The following is a 14,978-nucleotide window of genomic DNA, read 5'->3' as shown; positions in this document are numbered from 1 at the left end:
TCCTCGTCGCGCCAACGGCAGCGGGCGCCGGCTTTGCCGGCACCCACTCGCACACTACCGCTGAACTAGAAACGATCAACATCTATCACAGCCTGGGCGAAAGCCTGCGGGGCTTCCTGCGGCAGATTGTGGCCGATGCCGCCGGTGATGGTGCGATGCTCGTATTTGCCCGAGAACTTGCCACGATAGGCCGACGGCTCCGGATGCGGCGCACCGTTGGCGTCACCTTCCATGGTGATGGTCGGGATCGAAATTACCGGTCCGGCGGCGAGCTTCTTTTCATAGGCATCGAACTTCGCTTCGCCTTCGACGAGACCGAGCCGCCAGCGATAGTTATGAATAACGATATCAACATGGTCGGGATTATCGAAGGCTGCAGCCGAGCGATCGAAAGTGGCGTCATCGAAGGCCCACTGCGGCGAGGCGGTGTGCCAGATCAGCTTTGCGAAATCGTGCCGGTTTTCCTGGTAGCCGAGGCGGCCCCGCTCGGTGGCGAAGTAGAACTGATACCACCAGGCAAGCTCCGCCTTTGGCGGCAGCGGCTTGCGGTTGACCTCCTGGCTGCCGATGAGATAGCCGCTGACCGAAACCAGCGCCTTGCACCGTTCCGGCCAGAGAGCCGCCATGATATCGGCGGTGCGGCCACCCCAGTCGTAACCGGCAACGACGACCTTTTCGATCTTCAGCGCGTCGAGAAGCGCAATCATGTCGACGGCAAGCGCTGCCTGCTGGCCATTGCGCGGCGTGTCTTTCGAAAGGAAGGTGGTGGTGCCATAGCCGCGAAGATAGGGAATGATGACGCGATAGCCGGCATCTGCCAAAAGCGGCGCGACATCGACGAAGCTGTAGATGTCATAGGGCCAGCCATGCAGCAGCAGGACGACAGGACCATCGGCCGGGCCGGCTTCCGCATAACCGACATCGAGCACGCCGGCTTTGATCTGCTTCAGCGCGTCGAAGGAGGTGTGGGTGCCGGCCTTAACGGCAGGCAGAGCCGAAGCGGAAGCCTTGCTTTCCTGTGCGCCGGCGATGGCAGGCAGGCCGAACTCAGCGGCTGCGACAGCGATTGCGGCAATGCCGAAGAAGCGGCGGCGGGTGTGGTTGATTTCCTCGGACATCTGTCTCTCCTGTGGATTGGATCGTGAGCACAAGAAAGCCAGCCACATGTATCGCCGATGTGTCGCGGCCAGTGGCGTTTTGAATGCCTTTGTAGCTTCAGGCGGCATAGATACAGTGTGATACAATTCGCCCCCTCCGGCTCAGGGCGATCGCATATGAGACCTTTCGGCGCAACGCGCTCCTTCTCCCCTCGGGGAGAAGGTGGCCCGAAGGGTCGGATGAGGGGGTAGGCTGCCTTGGACTCACCGGCTTCCGTGTTCCTGGCATCCCCCTCATCCGCCTGTCGGCACCTTCTCCCCCAGGGGAGAAGGAGTTGCGCAGCAACCGTCGCATCTCACCCGCGATTGCGCTGTTCCTGCCGGACTTGCTGAAAACCAGATCACCACCATTCGATTTGTATCGCAATGTATCGAAGCCCGAGACATCGACGTTTCGGTACATTCTCCCATCCAATCAGACACATTCGAGATACGTCGTCACTGGCAGATAGCGTCACTGCTGAGCACGGCACCTCGCCGTCCGCAGCCGGTCAATCGCTTCCAAAGGAACAAGACGATGACGCTTCTCATCATAGCCTATCTCGGCGGTGCGCTGACGATCCTCAGTCCGTGCATCCTGCCCATCCTCCCCTTCGTCTTTGCCCGCGCGGGACAACCCTTCGTCCGAAGCACGCTGCCCATGCTTGCAGGCATGGCCCTCACTTTTGCGGTTGTCGGAACGCTTGCCGCAGTCGGCGGTGCCTGGGCGATCCGCGCCAATGAATATGGACGCCTTGCAGCAATCGTCCTGCTCGGCCTCTTCGGCCTGAGCCTCATTTCACCGCGCATCGCCAGCGCGCTCTCCCGGCCGGCGGTCGATCTTGGCAACAACCTGCTGAACGCTGCCGGCAAAGGTCGCGCGACCTCGAGTATCAGAAGCTCCTTCGTGCTCGGCATTGCGACCGGCCTGCTCTGGGCGCCCTGCGCCGGCCCGATCCTCGGGCTGGTCCTGACAGGCGCGGCCTTGAAGGGCGCCAATCTGCAGACGACCTTCCTGCTGCTTGCCTATGGCGCCGGTGCTGCCACCTCGCTTGCCGTTGCACTCTTTGCCGGTGGCAGGATCTTTGGCCGCATGAAGCAATCACTCGGCGTCAGCGAACGCATCCGCCAGGTCGCAGGCGCGGCTGTTCTAGCCGGCGTTGCCGCCATCGCACTCGGCCTCGATACCGGATTGCTGGCTCGCCTCTCCTACGCCAGCACCGGTTCCTTCGAACAGACCTTGCTGGAGAAGCTGCACCCCAAGACCTCAGCGCCGGAGACCGAGGTTGCCAGCAACGGCGCCATGAAGGTTGCGACAGACGTGGCGCGTCCATTCCACAGCGACCTTCCGATCGAAGGCCCCGCCCCCTCGCTCGACGGCGCCGTCACCTGGCTGAATTCGCAGCCGCTGACCACGGCCGAGCTTCGCGGCAAGGTCGTGCTCGTCGACTTCTGGACCTATTCCTGCATCAACTGCATCCGCACCATACCCTATGTTCGTGCCTGGGCGGAAAAGTATAAGGATCAGGGTCTCGTCGTCATCGGCGTCCATGCTCCGGAATTCGCCTTCGAAAAGAACGTCGACAACGTCAAGAAGGCGATCGCCGACTTCAAGATCGGCTATCCGGTCGCAATCGACAACGACTATCGCATCTGGCGCGCCTTCGAGAACAATTACTGGCCTGCCCATTACCTGATCGATGCCAAGGGGCAAATCCGCTACCAGCACTTCGGCGAAGGCAATTATCGCCAGACGGAACAAGCGATCCAGGACCTCCTGCGCGAAGCCGGCAGCGATATGGCCCAAAGCGGCCCGGTCGTCCCCAATGCTAGGGGTGCGGAAGCAAGCCCCGACCTTGGCCACATCCGCTCCGGCGAAACCTATGTCGGCTACAGCCAGGCTACAGGTTTCGTCTCCCCCGAAGGGCTGAAGGCGGATACCGCCGCTGACTATTCAATTGCCAATCCTGGCCTCAATCAATGGGGACTGGCCGGAACCTGGACCGTCGGGTCCGAGCAGGCATCGTTGAACAAGGCCGGCGGCGGCATCAGCTATCGCTTCAGTGCGCGCGACCTGCACCTCGTCCTTGGTCCTTCGGCAGACGGAAAACCGGTCCGCTTCCAGGTGACCGTGGATGGAAAGGCGCCCGGCGCCGACCACGGTTCCGATATCGATGCCGACGGCAACGGGACCGTGACCGCCACCCGGCTCTACCAGCTCGTCCGCCAGTCCGGTGACGTCACTGCGCGCAACTTTGAAATCCGCTTCCTCGATCCCGGGGTGCAGGCCTACGCCTTCACCTTCGGCTGAAATTTCCCTTCACCCTACGCATGAACCTCAACTGACAGGAGTCATACTCATGAATACCCGTTTTCTCTCCATCGCCGCCCTTAGCCTTGCCGCAAGCACTTTTGCCTTCGCGGTGCAGGCGGCAGAGATCAAGAATATCGTCATCGTCCACGGCGCGCTGGCCGACGGCTCGGGATGGCGCAAGACCGCCGACATCCTTGAAAAGGACGGCTTCAACGTCACCGTCGTGCAGGAACCGATCACTTCGCTCGCCGACGATGTCGCCGCCACCAATCGCGTGCTCGACCTTCAGAACGGCCCGAGCCTGCTCGTCGGTCACAGCTATGGCGGCATGGTCATCACCGAAGCGGGCAATCGCCCGGATGTCGCAGGCCTCGTCTATGTCGCCGCATTTCAGCCGGACAAGGGCGAAAGCCTGATCAGCCTTGCGAGCTCGAAGCCTGCAGGCAGCATGAACATCCGCGAAACCAAGGACGGCCAATATCTTTATCTCGATCCCGCGACATTCGCTGCCGACTTTGCCGCCGACCTGCCGAAGGACGAAGCCGATTTCATGGCAAAATCTCAGGTCTTTGCCTCGAAAGCCGCCTTTACCATCAAGGTCGGCGATCCGGCCTGGCGGGCGAAGAAGAGCTGGGCCATCGTCGCGACCAACGATCGCTCCATCAATCCCGCGCTCGAGCGCGACATGGCAAAGCGTGCCGGCAGCGACGTGACCGAAATCGAGGCAAGCCATGCCGTCTTCGCTTCGCAGCCGGAAAAAGTGGCCGCCGTCATCGAGAAGGCAGCCAAGGACGTCGGCAAGTAAATTCATACAGGCGGCGATCTCAGGATTGAATCGCCGCCGCCTCCGATCCTTATACAGGATCGTATCGGCTGACTTCGATCCCCGAACCGACGGGCAACAGAACAGAGGTAATGCCCGGCTTGGCGCGAACGGCTTCGCCGTAGCGTTTCACGTCTTCATTGCCGGGCATGAACATATTGTCGGCCACGATGATAGCGCCGGCATTGAGCTTCGGATAGAAGGCGTCCAGGCATGGGATGTAGAGATCCTTCCACAAGTCGACGAGGATGAAATCGACGCCGGAAGGAAGTGCCTTGATCATCTCGACGGCATCGCCGACCTGAAAATCGATATACTCGGCCAAACCAGCCCTTTCGGCCATCTCCGTGGCAAATTCGGTCTTGTAGGCGTGCAGCTCCATGGAAATAAGCTTGCCGCCGCTGGCGCGCGCGGCCTCGGCAAGCCAGATACCGGAATAGCCGAAGGATGTGCCAAGCTCCAAAATGGTAGGCGCCTTCAAGCTCTTCGCCAGAATGTTGATGAAGCGACCCGTCTCCGGTCCGACTGCCCTCAACCGACGATCCTGACCACCGTCACGCCCGCCCGGCGGCATTTCCCTCGGCTTGCTGTGCTCTTTACGAATAAGCTCGTGATAGACTTCGAGAACGGCTTCGATCTTCTGATCCATGACACGCTGACCTTCCAAGCAATCATATCGACGATATCTCAGGCGATATGGCTACATCTCGATATGGCGCCACTCAAGCGTTATGGAGATTCATGTCTGAAACTTAATCTTTCGCCGGCGTTCAGCGGGACGCATTTTGCTCGTGGATCAGATCGATCAGTGCCCTCAGCCGCGCCGGCATCTGCCGGCGCTGGGCAAAATACAGGCTGAGCCCGGGATAGGGAGGGCTCCAATCCTCCAGCACCGCGATCAGATTGCCCGCCGCTATGTGCCCGGCAACGGAGGCTTCGCTGATATAGGCCAGCCCCGCCCCCTCGAGCGCGGCGCTCAGCATCAAGTCGGAAGCATCGAGGGTGAGACTTCCCGGCGCATCGATGAGGATGGACTGGCCGTGTCGCTCGAACTCCCAGCGATAAAGCTTGCCACTCGCCATGCGGGCACGGATGCAGCGATGTCGCAGGAGATCGCCCGGAACAAGTGGGTATGGCCTGTTGCTGAAATAGGCAGGTGAGCCGACGACGAGCGAACGCAGCGCCGGAACGATGGAAATCGCGACCATATCGGTCGGCACGGCCTCGGCAATCCGAATGCCGGCGTCAAAGCCCTTGCCGATGACATCGACCAAGGCATTATCGGTGACGATCTCGATTTCGACATCGGGATAGCGCCGGCCATATTCGAGAATAAGCGGTGTCAGGAGCATGCGCGCTGCGCCGGGCGCCATATTGAGACGAAGCGTGCCTGATATCGTACCGGAAGACAGGCCCGCATTTTCGATCGCCCTGTCGATTGCCGTGAGCGCCGGCGCCACTTCCGCTACGAAGCGTTCGCCGGCATCCGATAGCGTGACACTGCGCGTCGTCCTGTTGAAGATCCGCACGGACAGGCGTTCTTCCAGCGCGGCAACCGCGTGGCTGAGCGCGGAGGAGGACATGCCGAGTTCGCGCGCAGCCGCGCGAAAGCCGCCATGGCGCGCAACGGCCGCGATCGCCTCAAGCTCCGCCAGACTGGCCTTCATTGCGCGATTTTCCTTATCAGCCTGTACCACTTTGTCCCACTACACCGCACAGATAACGCGTCTTACCTCTGTCGTGAAGATGAAGGAGACGTTCATGCGCACGATAGATACGATTTACATCAATGGCAGCTTCGTTCAGCCCCATGGCAACGAGGAAGCACCTCTTTTCAACCCGGCCACGGAAGAGCAAATCGGCACCGTCCGCCTTGGCGACGAGCAGGATGTCGACAACGCCGTCAGCGCCGCCAAGGTGGCATTTGCGAGCCAGTCGCAAAGCTCGAAGGCCGAGCGCATCGCCATGCTGCAAAGCCTGCACGATGCAGTTGCAGCCAGAGCCTCAGACCTCGCCGACGCCATGCGCGAAGAATATGGTGCGCCGGCATCCTTCATCGGTTTTTCGGTGCTACATGCCGCCACGGCATTCCTCAACATGGCGAAAACACTCGAATCCTATGAATTTCGCCGCCGCATTGGCCACGGGGAGATAGAGATGCGCCCGGCCGGCGTTGCAGCCGCGATCACGCCTTGGAACAGCAATTACGGCTTCATCTGCAACAAGCTTGCCACAGCTATCGCGGCAGGCACGACCATGGTCATCAAGCCATCCGAGATGAGCGCGATCCAGACGCAGCTCCTCACCGAGTGCCTGCATGCGGCCGGTCTGCCGGATGGGATTTTCAATATCGTCAACGGCTACGGCCATGTGGTGGGCGCCGCTCTCAGCAGCCACCACGACATCGCAAAGATCAGCTTCACCGGCTCGACGGTGACGGGACGGGCGATCCTTCAGGCGGCATCGGCGACCTTTAAGCGCGTGACGCTTGAGCTTGGCGGCAAGAGCCCGAACATCATTCTCGACGATGCCGATCTCGATCTTGTCATCCCGCAGGTATTGGCGGCCGGATTTGCCAATAGCGGCCAGGCCTGCATCGCCGGCACACGCATTCTCGCGCCCGAAGGCCGGCTGGCGGAAATCCACGATCATCTGGCGCAAGCGGTGGCGACACTCAAGGTGGGCGATGCAAGCGACCCCACCGTCAGGATCGGCCCCATGGTCAGCCGGAAACAATGGGATCGCGTGCAATCCTATATCCGTCTCGGCCAAGAAGAAGGCGCATGGCTGCTCACGGGTGGTGAAGGGCGGCCGGAAGGGGTCGATCGCGGCTGGTTCGTTCGTCCAACCATCTTCTCCGGCGTCGATAACGACATGCGGATCGCCCGCGAAGAGATTTTCGGACCGGTACTCTGCGTCATCCCCTATCGCGATGAGACGCACGCGCTCGAGATCGCCAACGACACCGTCTATGGCCTGCAGGCCTATGTCTTCTCCTCCGATGTCGCCAGGGCAAAGCGGATGGCGGATCGCATCGAGGCGGGCCGCATTGTCATCAACGGCGCACCGCACGAACCGCTTGCACCCTTCGGCGGCTTCAAGCAATCGGGCATAGGCCGGGAATTCGGCGCCGCCGGCCTGGAATCGTTTCTCGAACCGCGCGCTGTGCTCAGCTGATGTGAGGAAGCCCAGGGTCCCGGAGGAGCTTAACAGCCTTCCGGGGCATCTCCCTCGTCGGTCGCGAAGGCTGGCGCCTTCAGGATGCCCCAGCTATGCATCAAGATATGAGGATGCCGAACGAAGTGCACTGGAAGGTTCGCATTCAGGTTCTCGTTAGAATCATGTTCTACCTTTAGAACGATTCCAATTTAAGGAGACCCGATGCCTGCCAGATCGACCTATTCTGCTCCGCAACGCATTCTTCACTGGCTCATGGCCATCCTCATCTTTTTCAATCTCCTGTTTCCCGATGGCATGAACGCGTGGCGGCGTCTTGTGCGGCATGGCCAGGTGCCAACACCGGCCGATGTCGCCAGCGCCAATATCCATGCTTATGCCGGTATCGCGATCCTGCTTTTGGCTATCGTGCGCCTTTGCCTGAGATTGATGTCCGATGTTCCGGCGCCGCCAGATAATCAGCCCGCATTTCTGCATTTCATCGCGAGCATCACGCATTTCCTGCTTTATGCATTGATCTTCGCAATGCCCCTATCGGGAATGGCAGCCTATTATTTCGGTATCGATACAGCCGCCTTCGTCCATGGCGGCCCGATCAAGACGCTGCTTTGGATCGTCGTCGTACTGCACATATTTGGAGCGCTCGTTCAGCACTTTTATTTCAAATCGGATGTCCTGCGACGCATGACGATCGGCTAAGTCATCTGCGAAATTGGCGGCTAAGCGGATTGGCCGCCAAAGTGCTTTTCGAAGGAGAAGAGAGTAGTCGGCAGCGCGCTGCCGCCTTGAAGCGCCAGATCGGCGAGAATCTCGCCGACGACGCTCGTAAACTTGAAGCCATGGCCGGAACAGGCCGACGAGACCACCACATTCAGCTGTCCAGGCATCCTATCGATGAGAAAATCCTCGCTCGGCAGCATGGTGTAGCGGCAGGTGGTCGCCCGCACGCGATATGACGCAGCATTCGGCAGACGCTTGCTGGCGAAGCTGTCGAGCAGATCGGTGTCGACGTCATTGACCGGCGGATTGGGCATGGTCGGATCGATCGGCTCCCTGAAATGCGCATGGCGGCCGATTTTCACACCATCGACGCCGATGGCCGGGAAGCCGAAATAGGAACCTTCCGCTCCTTCATCGCGCAGGAAGCATGGCATGCGCTGAGGTTCAGCAACGAAACCATCCTTGGGCTGATACCAGGCGACCACCTGCCGGATGGGCCGGGCATGCGCTTTCAGCTGCGGCACGAGTTCGGCAATCCAGGCGCCGGTTGCGACGATCACCTTACGGGCGCGATATCGCCCGGTTGTGGAAACGACCGTTACGCCGGTATCATCAGGATCGATTGCGACAACACGCTCACCGAAATGCAGGACGGCACCGTCTTCCGCCGCAAGCTTCAGATAGCCCATGATCGCCGCTTCAGGCCTGACATAGCCGCCCTGCGGATCAAGCACGCCGATCTCGCCTTCCTCCAACTCAAACGCCGGAAACCGTCGCTTCATGGCGTCGCGATCGAGTATCTCATGCGGCAATCCATGCATGTCACAGGAAGCGCGCGTGCCGCTCACGATCTTGCTGTCGGGCGTGCCGATCTGCAGGACACCTGTCACCGTCAGGATCTCGGCCCGCAGCCGCGCCTCCAGCGAGCGCCAGTTTTGATAGGCACGCTTCAGCAACGGCACATAAGACGGATCTTCGAAGTAGCCGAGACGGATCAGGCGGCTGTCGCCATGCGAGGAGCTGAGGGAATGTGCGGGGAAATGGGCCTCGATCCCGATCGCCCTTGCGCCGCGCGCCACGGCGAAAGACAAGGCCGCACTTCCCATCGCGCCGAGGCCGATGACAGCAACGTCGAATTCCGCAGTCATTTCATGCTCCAGTTTGGTTTTCCGCAGGCGGCGCGGTCTTGACGATCATGGCCCGCAAGGCTTCCATATCCGCATTCAAGGGACGATCGTCGCCATAAACGGGCACGCATGAACGGACAGCTGCGTGGATACGCTCCGTTCCCGGCGCTCTGGCACCCTTCGAAACGAGGAAATCATGCGCCTGCGCCGCAGCCATCAGCTCGATGGCCAGGATATATTCGGCATTGTCGAGGATGGCGAGCAGCTTGTTGGCCGCCGCGGTCGGATGGGCCAGAAAATCTTCCTGAAGACCGGAAGTCAAACCGCCATCGAGCGATGCGGGGGCGGCCAGTCGTCGGTTGTCGTTGCTCAGCGCCGCAGCCGTGTATTGCGCGATCATGAAACCGGAATGGCTGCCGGCGTCGCTCGCAAGAAACGGCGGCAGGCCGCTGACCAGCGGATTGACGAGGCGATCCGTCCGCCGCTCGCTCATCGCGGCGATCTGTGCAACCGCGATTGCCAGGCTATCGGCGGCTTGTCCCAGAGCCGGAGCGACCGCATGTGCTTCGGAAGAGACGACGGGCTCTTCTGGCGTGCCCGAAACGGCCGGATTATCCGTGACCGAAGCCAGTTCCTGATCGACGATATCAGCCGTCTGCTCGAAGACATCCCACGCGGCGCCATGGGCATGAGGCACCGATCTCAGGCTCAAGGCATCCTGCGTGCGCCGTCCGAGAGCGGCAGCAATGAGGCCGCTGCCATGCAAACGGCTACGAAGCCTGCGCCCGACCTTGGCGATGCCCGCCGATGGGCGGAGCGCCAGCACCTTCTCATCGAAAGCGGCCATCTGGCAGCCGACGGCTTCCAGGGTCAGCGCGGCGATGGCATCGGCCCAATCGAGCAGGCGCTCGGCGCGAGAAACGGCCAACGCTGACAATCCTGTGGCGCAGGCCGTACCATTGACGAGGCTCAAGCCCTCCTTGGCGCCGAGCACGAGTGGGCTCCGGCCAATGGCCGCAAGCGCCTCGGCACCGCTCATCGATTTGCCGTTCACGACGGCCCTGCCCTCACCGATCAGGACGAGCGCCGTATGGGCATTGTGCGTAAGATAGCCGGCTGAGCCTTTGGACGGGACTTCCGGAATGCAATCATGTTCGAGAAACGCAGCCAGATGCCTGACGATCTCGGGCCGCACGCCGGAATGGCCATGAGCGAAATTGGCGATCTGCGCTGATATGATCGACCGCACCTCGCGCGCCGGCAAAAGCGGGCCGACACCACAGGCATGGCTGAGGATGATATTGCGCGAGAGCCGGCTCTGGGAATCGCGATCGACCACCGTATCGGAAAGCGCACCGACGCCAGTGTTGACGCCATAGGCGCGCACGCCCGTTTCGACGATACGCTCGACGATGCGGCTTGCCTGAGCAACGCGCTCCCAGGCAGCATCGGAAAGAGACAAGGGTTCACCGCCGCCGACGCGGGCGACGTCACGCCAGGATAGCGGCCCATCGATCGTGACGGTCATTGTCCGTTTCCGAAATGACCGATGAACTGGCGAAAGGCCGGCGAGGCGCCGCCGCCGAACATTTCATCCGGCGTGCCGGTGCTTTCGACAAGCCCTTCCTTCATGAAGACAACGCGGTTGGAGACGTTGCGCGCGAAGCTCATTTCGTGGGTGACGACAAGCATCGTCGTGCCTTCTTCGGCAAGCGAGCGCATGACGCGCAGCACTTCGCCGACAAGCTCGGGATCAAGCGCCGAAGTCGGCTCGTCGAACAGCATGAGCTTCGGCTTCATGGCAAGCGCGCGGGCAATCGCCGCACGCTGCTGCTGCCCCCCGGAGAGATGCGCGGGATAGGCGTGGCGCTTGTCGGCAATGCCGACCTTTTCCAGCAGCACTTCGGCCTCGGCGATGCATTCAGCGCGAGGACGCTTCAGGACATGAACCGGACCCTCGATGACATTCTGCAAGATCGTCATATGGGACCAGAGATTGAAGCTCTGGAAGACCATGCCGAGTTCGGAACGGATATGATCCACCTGCTTATGGCTCGCCGGATAGCTTTTGCCATTCTTGTGGATCATGCGGATCTGCTCGCCATCCACCCAAATCTCGCCATCGGTGGCGATTTCGAGAAGGTTGATGCAGCGAAGGAAAGTCGATTTGCCCGAGCCGGAAGCGCCGAGCAGCGAAATCACATCGCCATCCTGAGCATCGAGGGAAATGCCTCGCAAGACTTCATGAGTACCGAAGCTCTTGCGGATGTTGCGGACGGAAAGTCGGGTGACACCTGGCATGATTTGCCTGCTCCAGTAAGCTTTAGGCCTTCAGCGCCGGCGGTATCGCGCGGCGATGGCGGGACAGAGAATATTCCAGCAGGGCCATGGCCTGCAGAATGATGAAATTCAGCACGAGGTAGATGATCGCGGCACAGATGAAGACTTCCATCGTGCGATAGGTCTGCGAAATCAGCCGCTGGGCAACGCCCGTGACCTCCCAGACCGTGACGAGGCTCGCGAGCGCCGTCGACTTCATCATCAGCACGATCTCGGTCGAATAGGCCGGCAGCGCATGCCGGAAGGCGATCGGCGCGATGATGCGGCGCACGAGCAGGAAGCCGGACATGCCGATCGAACGCGCGGCTTCGATCTCCTTCGGCGAAACGGCACGGATGCCGCCACGGAAGATCTCGGCCGAATAGCCGGCGGTGCAGAGCGCCAGCGACAGGATCGCGCAGACGACGGGCTCGCGCAGGAATGGCCAGAGGAACGAATAGCGGATGATCGAGAATTGCGCCAAACCGTAGAAGACCAGGAACATCTGGATCAGCAGCGGCGAGCCGCGGAACACGAAAATGTAACCTTTGGCAAAGCCGGACAGTATCGGATTGCCGCTGACGCGCATGGCGACGATGACGAGCGCCAGAATGCCGCCGCAGAGGATCGACAGGAAAAACAGCAGCAATGTCATCGGCACCGCCTTCAGCAGCGTGACCATCGTGCTCGAAAGAAAATCGAAATCCATGTCTTCCTCCTCAAGCCTGGCCGATCGTCGCAGCCGGCATGCTGCGATTGGCGCGTCGTTCGGCCCTGTTGAAGATGCGGTCCGACAGGCTGGTCAGGACCAGATAGAGAATGCCGCCGGCGATGAAGAAGAGGAAATACTGGCGGGTGGAACCAGCGGCGACCTGGCTGGTGCGCATTAGCTCGGCAAGGCCGGTCACCGAGATCAAAGCGGAATCTTTGAGGCTGAGCTGCCAGACATTGCCGAGGCCGGGAATGGCGAAGCGGAAGACCTGCGGAATGATGATCCGGCGCAGGCGCAGACCGCGATGCATGCCGATAGCAGACGCGGCCTCCAGTTCGCCCTTGGAGATGGCAAGATAGGCGCCGCGAAACACCTCTGCTTGATAGGCGCCGGAAATGATGCCGACGGCAAGAGCACCCGCGGCAAAGGATGGCAAGCCGAGAAAGCCTTCATAGCCCAGCCATTTGCCGATGGACGTTACCGCTGACGAGCCGCCGAAATAGATCAGATAGATGATCAGAAGCTCGGGAACGCCGCGAAAGACGGTGGTGTAGATATTGCCGAGCGTCTTCAGCACCAGGCTTCCGGAGAGCTTGGCGAAAGCGATGATCGCGCCCAGGACGGCCCCAATGGCCAAGGCGGTGGCCGTGACGGCGAGCGTCATCAAGGCGGCAACAAGCAGCAGCGCGCCCCATCCGTTCGAGCCGAAGCCCAGCAATTGCAAGCTTGCCATAGATCCAATCCCTGTCCGTGGCAGTTTCAGGCGTCAGGATATCACATGGTCTCCGGCCGCAAAGCCGGAGACCGATGATATCCGGCCGAGGGCCGCACTCATCAATTCGGGCTGACGTCGACCTTGAACCACTTCATCGACAGGGTCTTGATGGTACCGTCGGCAAGAGCCGACTTGATCGCTTCGTTGAACTTGTCGCGCAGGTCGGTATCGGCCTTGCGGATGCCGAGGCCTTCGCCTTCGCCCCAGATGGAGCCGGCGATTTCCGGGCCGGTGAAGGCGAGAGAATCATTGGCGCTAGCGAAAGCGTTCGCGAAGTAGACAGCATCGTCGAAGCCGAGGTCGATACGGCCGTTCTGAAGATCGAGATCGCGGTCGGCGCCGGTCTTGTATTCGCGGATCGTGGCGATCGAGCCGAAATTGTCATAGACGAACTTGGCATAGACGGTTGCGGCCTGAATGCCGATCGTCTTGCCCTTGAAGGCTTCCTTCAACACGTCGATTTCTTTGACGCCGGTCTGGCCGGGGGTCATCTTGATCGTGGCGCCGGTGCCGGCAGCATTGGCAAGCGGGCTATCCTTGGCGGTCGCGAAAGCGGCGGGCGTCGCGGCGTAAGGAATGGTGAAGCCAATGACCTGCTTGCGCTCGTCGGTGATCGACAGCGCATCCATGATGACATCGAACTTGCCGGCGTTCAGCGCCGGGATCATGCCGTCCCAGTCGGAAGCGACGAGCTTGCAATCGATCTTGGCGCGTTCGCACAGAACCTTGGCGAGCTCCGGCTCGAACCCGCCGAGCGTACCGTCGGCGTTCGTCATGTTCCACGGCGCGTAGGCACCTTCCAGGGTGATCGTTGCCGTCTTCCAGTCCTTGGCAACGGCCGGCGCGGCGAAAGCGGCGGCGGCCACGACGCCTGACAAGAGAATTGCACTGAATTTCATCGTATAGAGCTCCTCTGAGGTTGAAACAGGCCTTGCAGCACTTCCTACCGATCTTCGCCGGCTTGCCCGCTTTCCCAATTAATTTTTAGGATTGATTGCGAGGTTGTATAGGGTACCATATGAGATAATTTATGATATGCAAGTGGGAAAGTTGTTTTCGAGGCAGATTCACTCGGTGCAAAGGGAATAGGCAATGAAGCGCTCCGGCGAGATGAGACGCGAACTGGCGGAAAATGACGCCGCACCACTCTATGCCGGCGTCAAGCAGATGATACTCGACCGCATTCATAGTGGCGAGTGGCCGCCCAAATATCGCGTTCCCTCCGAAAACGAATTGGTGGTCGAACTTGGCGTCAGCAAGATGACGGCCAATCGCGCGCTGCGAGAACTGGCCAATGAAGGCGAGCTCGTTCGCATCCAGGGCGTCGGTTCCTTCGTCGCCGAGCGCAAGGGGGCCTCCGCCCTCTTCGAGGTCCGCAACATCGCCGAGGAAATCGCCGAACGCGGTCATTCCCACCAGGCAACGGTGATCGTGCTTGCCCAGGAAGCCGCGTCGCCCGACGTGGCCGATGCGCTAGAACTCGATATCGGATCGCCGGTTTTCCATTCCCTGATCGTGCATAGCGAGAATGGCGTGCCGGTGCAGATCGAGGACCGGCATGTCCATCCGGACGCCGCACCGGATTACCTGCAGCAGGATTTTGCCGACATGACGCCGAATGCCTACCTCTCGGCCGTTGCCCCGCTCAGCGGCTCGGAACATGTGGTCGAAGCCGTCATGCCGCAAGCCTGGGAATGCAAGCTGCTGACGATCCTGAAGACCGAACCCTGCCTGACGATCTGGAGGCGCACGTGGTCGGCGCGCGGGATCGTGTCCACGGCGCGACTGGTTTATCCGGGACACCGCTATCGGCTGGAGAGCCAAAGTGGCAAACCATCGGATCGTTAGTTGTATATGGAAGATATAACATTCGTT

Annotated in this window: 14 protein-coding genes; 5 read left to right on the top strand and 9 right to left on the bottom strand. The window is 60.7% G+C overall.

The window, feature by feature from the left end; translation table 11 throughout:
* Positions 1-65: 65 nt before the first annotated feature.
* Positions 66-1,118: an alpha/beta fold hydrolase gene (locus PH562_RS04275; RefSeq protein ID WP_285171718.1), complete on the bottom strand. Its 1,053-nt coding sequence runs from the start codon at positions 1,116-1,118 to the stop codon at positions 66-68.
* 556 nt (positions 1,119-1,674) lie between these two features.
* Here PH562_RS04275 and PH562_RS04270 point away from each other — a divergent pair.
* Both PH562_RS04270 and PH562_RS04265 read left to right on the top strand, forming a co-directional pair.
* Positions 1,675-3,447, top strand: coding sequence for a cytochrome c biogenesis protein DipZ (locus tag PH562_RS04270; RefSeq protein ID WP_285171716.1), 1,773 nt, complete (start codon positions 1,675-1,677; stop codon positions 3,445-3,447).
* A gap of 49 nt (positions 3,448-3,496) precedes the next feature.
* Positions 3,497-4,255 (top strand): alpha/beta fold hydrolase, encoded by a 759-nt coding sequence (locus tag PH562_RS04265; protein WP_285171715.1) that lies wholly within the window; start codon positions 3,497-3,499, stop codon positions 4,253-4,255.
* 49 nt (positions 4,256-4,304) lie between these two features.
* Here the strand turns inward: PH562_RS04265 and PH562_RS04260 are convergent, their stop codons facing one another.
* Together PH562_RS04260 and PH562_RS04255 are read right to left on the bottom strand one after the other, a co-directional pair.
* A complete protein-coding gene (locus PH562_RS04260; protein ID WP_285171714.1) occupies positions 4,305-4,922 on the bottom strand; it encodes an O-methyltransferase in 618 nt (205 codons plus the stop codon).
* 121 nt (positions 4,923-5,043) lie between these two features.
* Positions 5,044-5,940, bottom strand: a complete 897-nt coding sequence (locus PH562_RS04255) for a LysR family transcriptional regulator (RefSeq protein ID WP_285171713.1) — start codon at positions 5,938-5,940, stop codon at positions 5,044-5,046.
* A gap of 94 nt (positions 5,941-6,034) precedes the next feature.
* Here PH562_RS04255 and PH562_RS04250 point away from each other — a divergent pair, with 94 nt between their 5' ends.
* Both PH562_RS04250 and PH562_RS04245 read left to right on the top strand, forming a co-directional pair.
* Complete coding sequence (locus tag PH562_RS04250) at positions 6,035-7,450, top strand: aldehyde dehydrogenase family protein (RefSeq protein WP_285171695.1); 1,416 nt, start codon at positions 6,035-6,037, stop codon at positions 7,448-7,450.
* 204 nt (positions 7,451-7,654) lie between these two features.
* Entirely contained in the window at positions 7,655-8,149 is a 495-nt protein-coding gene (locus PH562_RS04245; protein WP_285171692.1) for a cytochrome b, read from the top strand.
* A 20-nt stretch (positions 8,150-8,169) separates the two neighbouring features.
* On the opposite strand, the gene solA is transcribed toward PH562_RS04245, so the two are convergent.
* The 6 genes from solA to PH562_RS04215 form a co-directional block, all read right to left on the bottom strand.
* Positions 8,170-9,318, bottom strand: coding sequence for an N-methyl-L-tryptophan oxidase (solA, locus tag PH562_RS04240; RefSeq protein ID WP_285171691.1), 1,149 nt, complete (start codon positions 9,316-9,318; stop codon positions 8,170-8,172).
* Position 9,319: 1 nt separating this feature from the next.
* Complete coding sequence (locus PH562_RS04235; RefSeq protein ID WP_285171689.1) at positions 9,320-10,825, bottom strand: HAL/PAL/TAL family ammonia-lyase; 1,506 nt, start codon at positions 10,823-10,825, stop codon at positions 9,320-9,322.
* Positions 10,822-11,598 (bottom strand): ABC transporter ATP-binding protein, encoded by a 777-nt coding sequence (locus PH562_RS04230; RefSeq protein ID WP_092706976.1) that lies wholly within the window; start codon positions 11,596-11,598, stop codon positions 10,822-10,824. Before PH562_RS04230 ends, PH562_RS04235 begins: the two co-directional genes overlap by 4 nt.
* Positions 11,599-11,620: 22 nt before the next feature.
* Positions 11,621-12,325 carry an ABC transporter permease gene (locus tag PH562_RS04225; protein WP_095437047.1) on the bottom strand — a complete coding sequence of 235 codons (705 nt, stop codon included), beginning with the start codon at positions 12,323-12,325 and terminating at the stop codon, positions 11,621-11,623.
* Positions 12,326-12,335: 10 nt separating this feature from the next.
* Positions 12,336-13,061: an ABC transporter permease gene (locus PH562_RS04220; RefSeq protein WP_285171681.1), complete on the bottom strand. Its 726-nt coding sequence runs from the start codon at positions 13,059-13,061 to the stop codon at positions 12,336-12,338.
* Positions 13,062-13,162: 101 nt separating this feature from the next.
* Positions 13,163-14,002, bottom strand: coding sequence for a transporter substrate-binding domain-containing protein (locus PH562_RS04215; protein ID WP_113232835.1), 840 nt, complete (start codon positions 14,000-14,002; stop codon positions 13,163-13,165).
* Positions 14,003-14,195: 193 nt separating this feature from the next.
* Between PH562_RS04215 and hutC the strand changes: the two genes are divergently transcribed.
* Positions 14,196-14,951: a histidine utilization transcriptional repressor HutC gene (gene hutC, locus PH562_RS04210; protein WP_285171678.1), complete on the top strand. Its 756-nt coding sequence runs from the start codon at positions 14,196-14,198 to the stop codon at positions 14,949-14,951.
* The last annotated feature ends 27 nt before the right edge of the window (positions 14,952-14,978 follow it).

Origin of the sequence: Rhizobium centroccidentale (assembly GCF_030182565.1) — a bacterium.
GTDB lineage: Bacteria > Pseudomonadota > Alphaproteobacteria > Rhizobiales > Rhizobiaceae > Rhizobium.
Note: the sequence above shows the minus strand (reverse complement) of the source record. Positions and strands in the feature narration are given on the sequence as shown.

Bases quoted from the DNA above. Each gene is read 5' to 3' on its own strand.
- PH562_RS04275 (WP_285171718.1), bottom strand. From the start codon at position 1,118: ATGTCCGAGGAAATCAACCACACCCGCCGCCGCTTCTTCGGCATTGCC.
- PH562_RS04270 (WP_285171716.1), top strand. From the start codon at position 1,675: ATGACGCTTCTCATCATAGCCTATCTCGGCGGTGCGCTGACGATCCTC.
- PH562_RS04265 (WP_285171715.1), top strand. From the start codon at position 3,497: ATGAATACCCGTTTTCTCTCCATCGCCGCCCTTAGCCTTGCCGCAAGC.
- PH562_RS04260 (WP_285171714.1), bottom strand. From the start codon at position 4,922: ATGGATCAGAAGATCGAAGCCGTTCTCGAAGTCTATCACGAGCTTATT.
- PH562_RS04255 (WP_285171713.1), bottom strand. From the start codon at position 5,940: ATGAAGGCCAGTCTGGCGGAGCTTGAGGCGATCGCGGCCGTTGCGCGC.
- PH562_RS04250 (WP_285171695.1), top strand. From the start codon at position 6,035: ATGCGCACGATAGATACGATTTACATCAATGGCAGCTTCGTTCAGCCC.
- PH562_RS04245 (WP_285171692.1), top strand. From the start codon at position 7,655: ATGCCTGCCAGATCGACCTATTCTGCTCCGCAACGCATTCTTCACTGG.
- solA (WP_285171691.1), bottom strand. From the start codon at position 9,318: ATGACTGCGGAATTCGACGTTGCTGTCATCGGCCTCGGCGCGATGGGA.
- PH562_RS04235 (WP_285171689.1), bottom strand. From the start codon at position 10,825: ATGACCGTCACGATCGATGGGCCGCTATCCTGGCGTGACGTCGCCCGC.
- PH562_RS04230 (WP_092706976.1), bottom strand. From the start codon at position 11,598: ATGCCAGGTGTCACCCGACTTTCCGTCCGCAACATCCGCAAGAGCTTC.
- PH562_RS04225 (WP_095437047.1), bottom strand. From the start codon at position 12,325: ATGGATTTCGATTTTCTTTCGAGCACGATGGTCACGCTGCTGAAGGCG.
- PH562_RS04220 (WP_285171681.1), bottom strand. From the start codon at position 13,061: ATGGCAAGCTTGCAATTGCTGGGCTTCGGCTCGAACGGATGGGGCGCG.
- PH562_RS04215 (WP_113232835.1), bottom strand. From the start codon at position 14,002: ATGAAATTCAGTGCAATTCTCTTGTCAGGCGTCGTGGCCGCCGCCGCT.
- hutC (WP_285171678.1), top strand. From the start codon at position 14,196: ATGAAGCGCTCCGGCGAGATGAGACGCGAACTGGCGGAAAATGACGCC.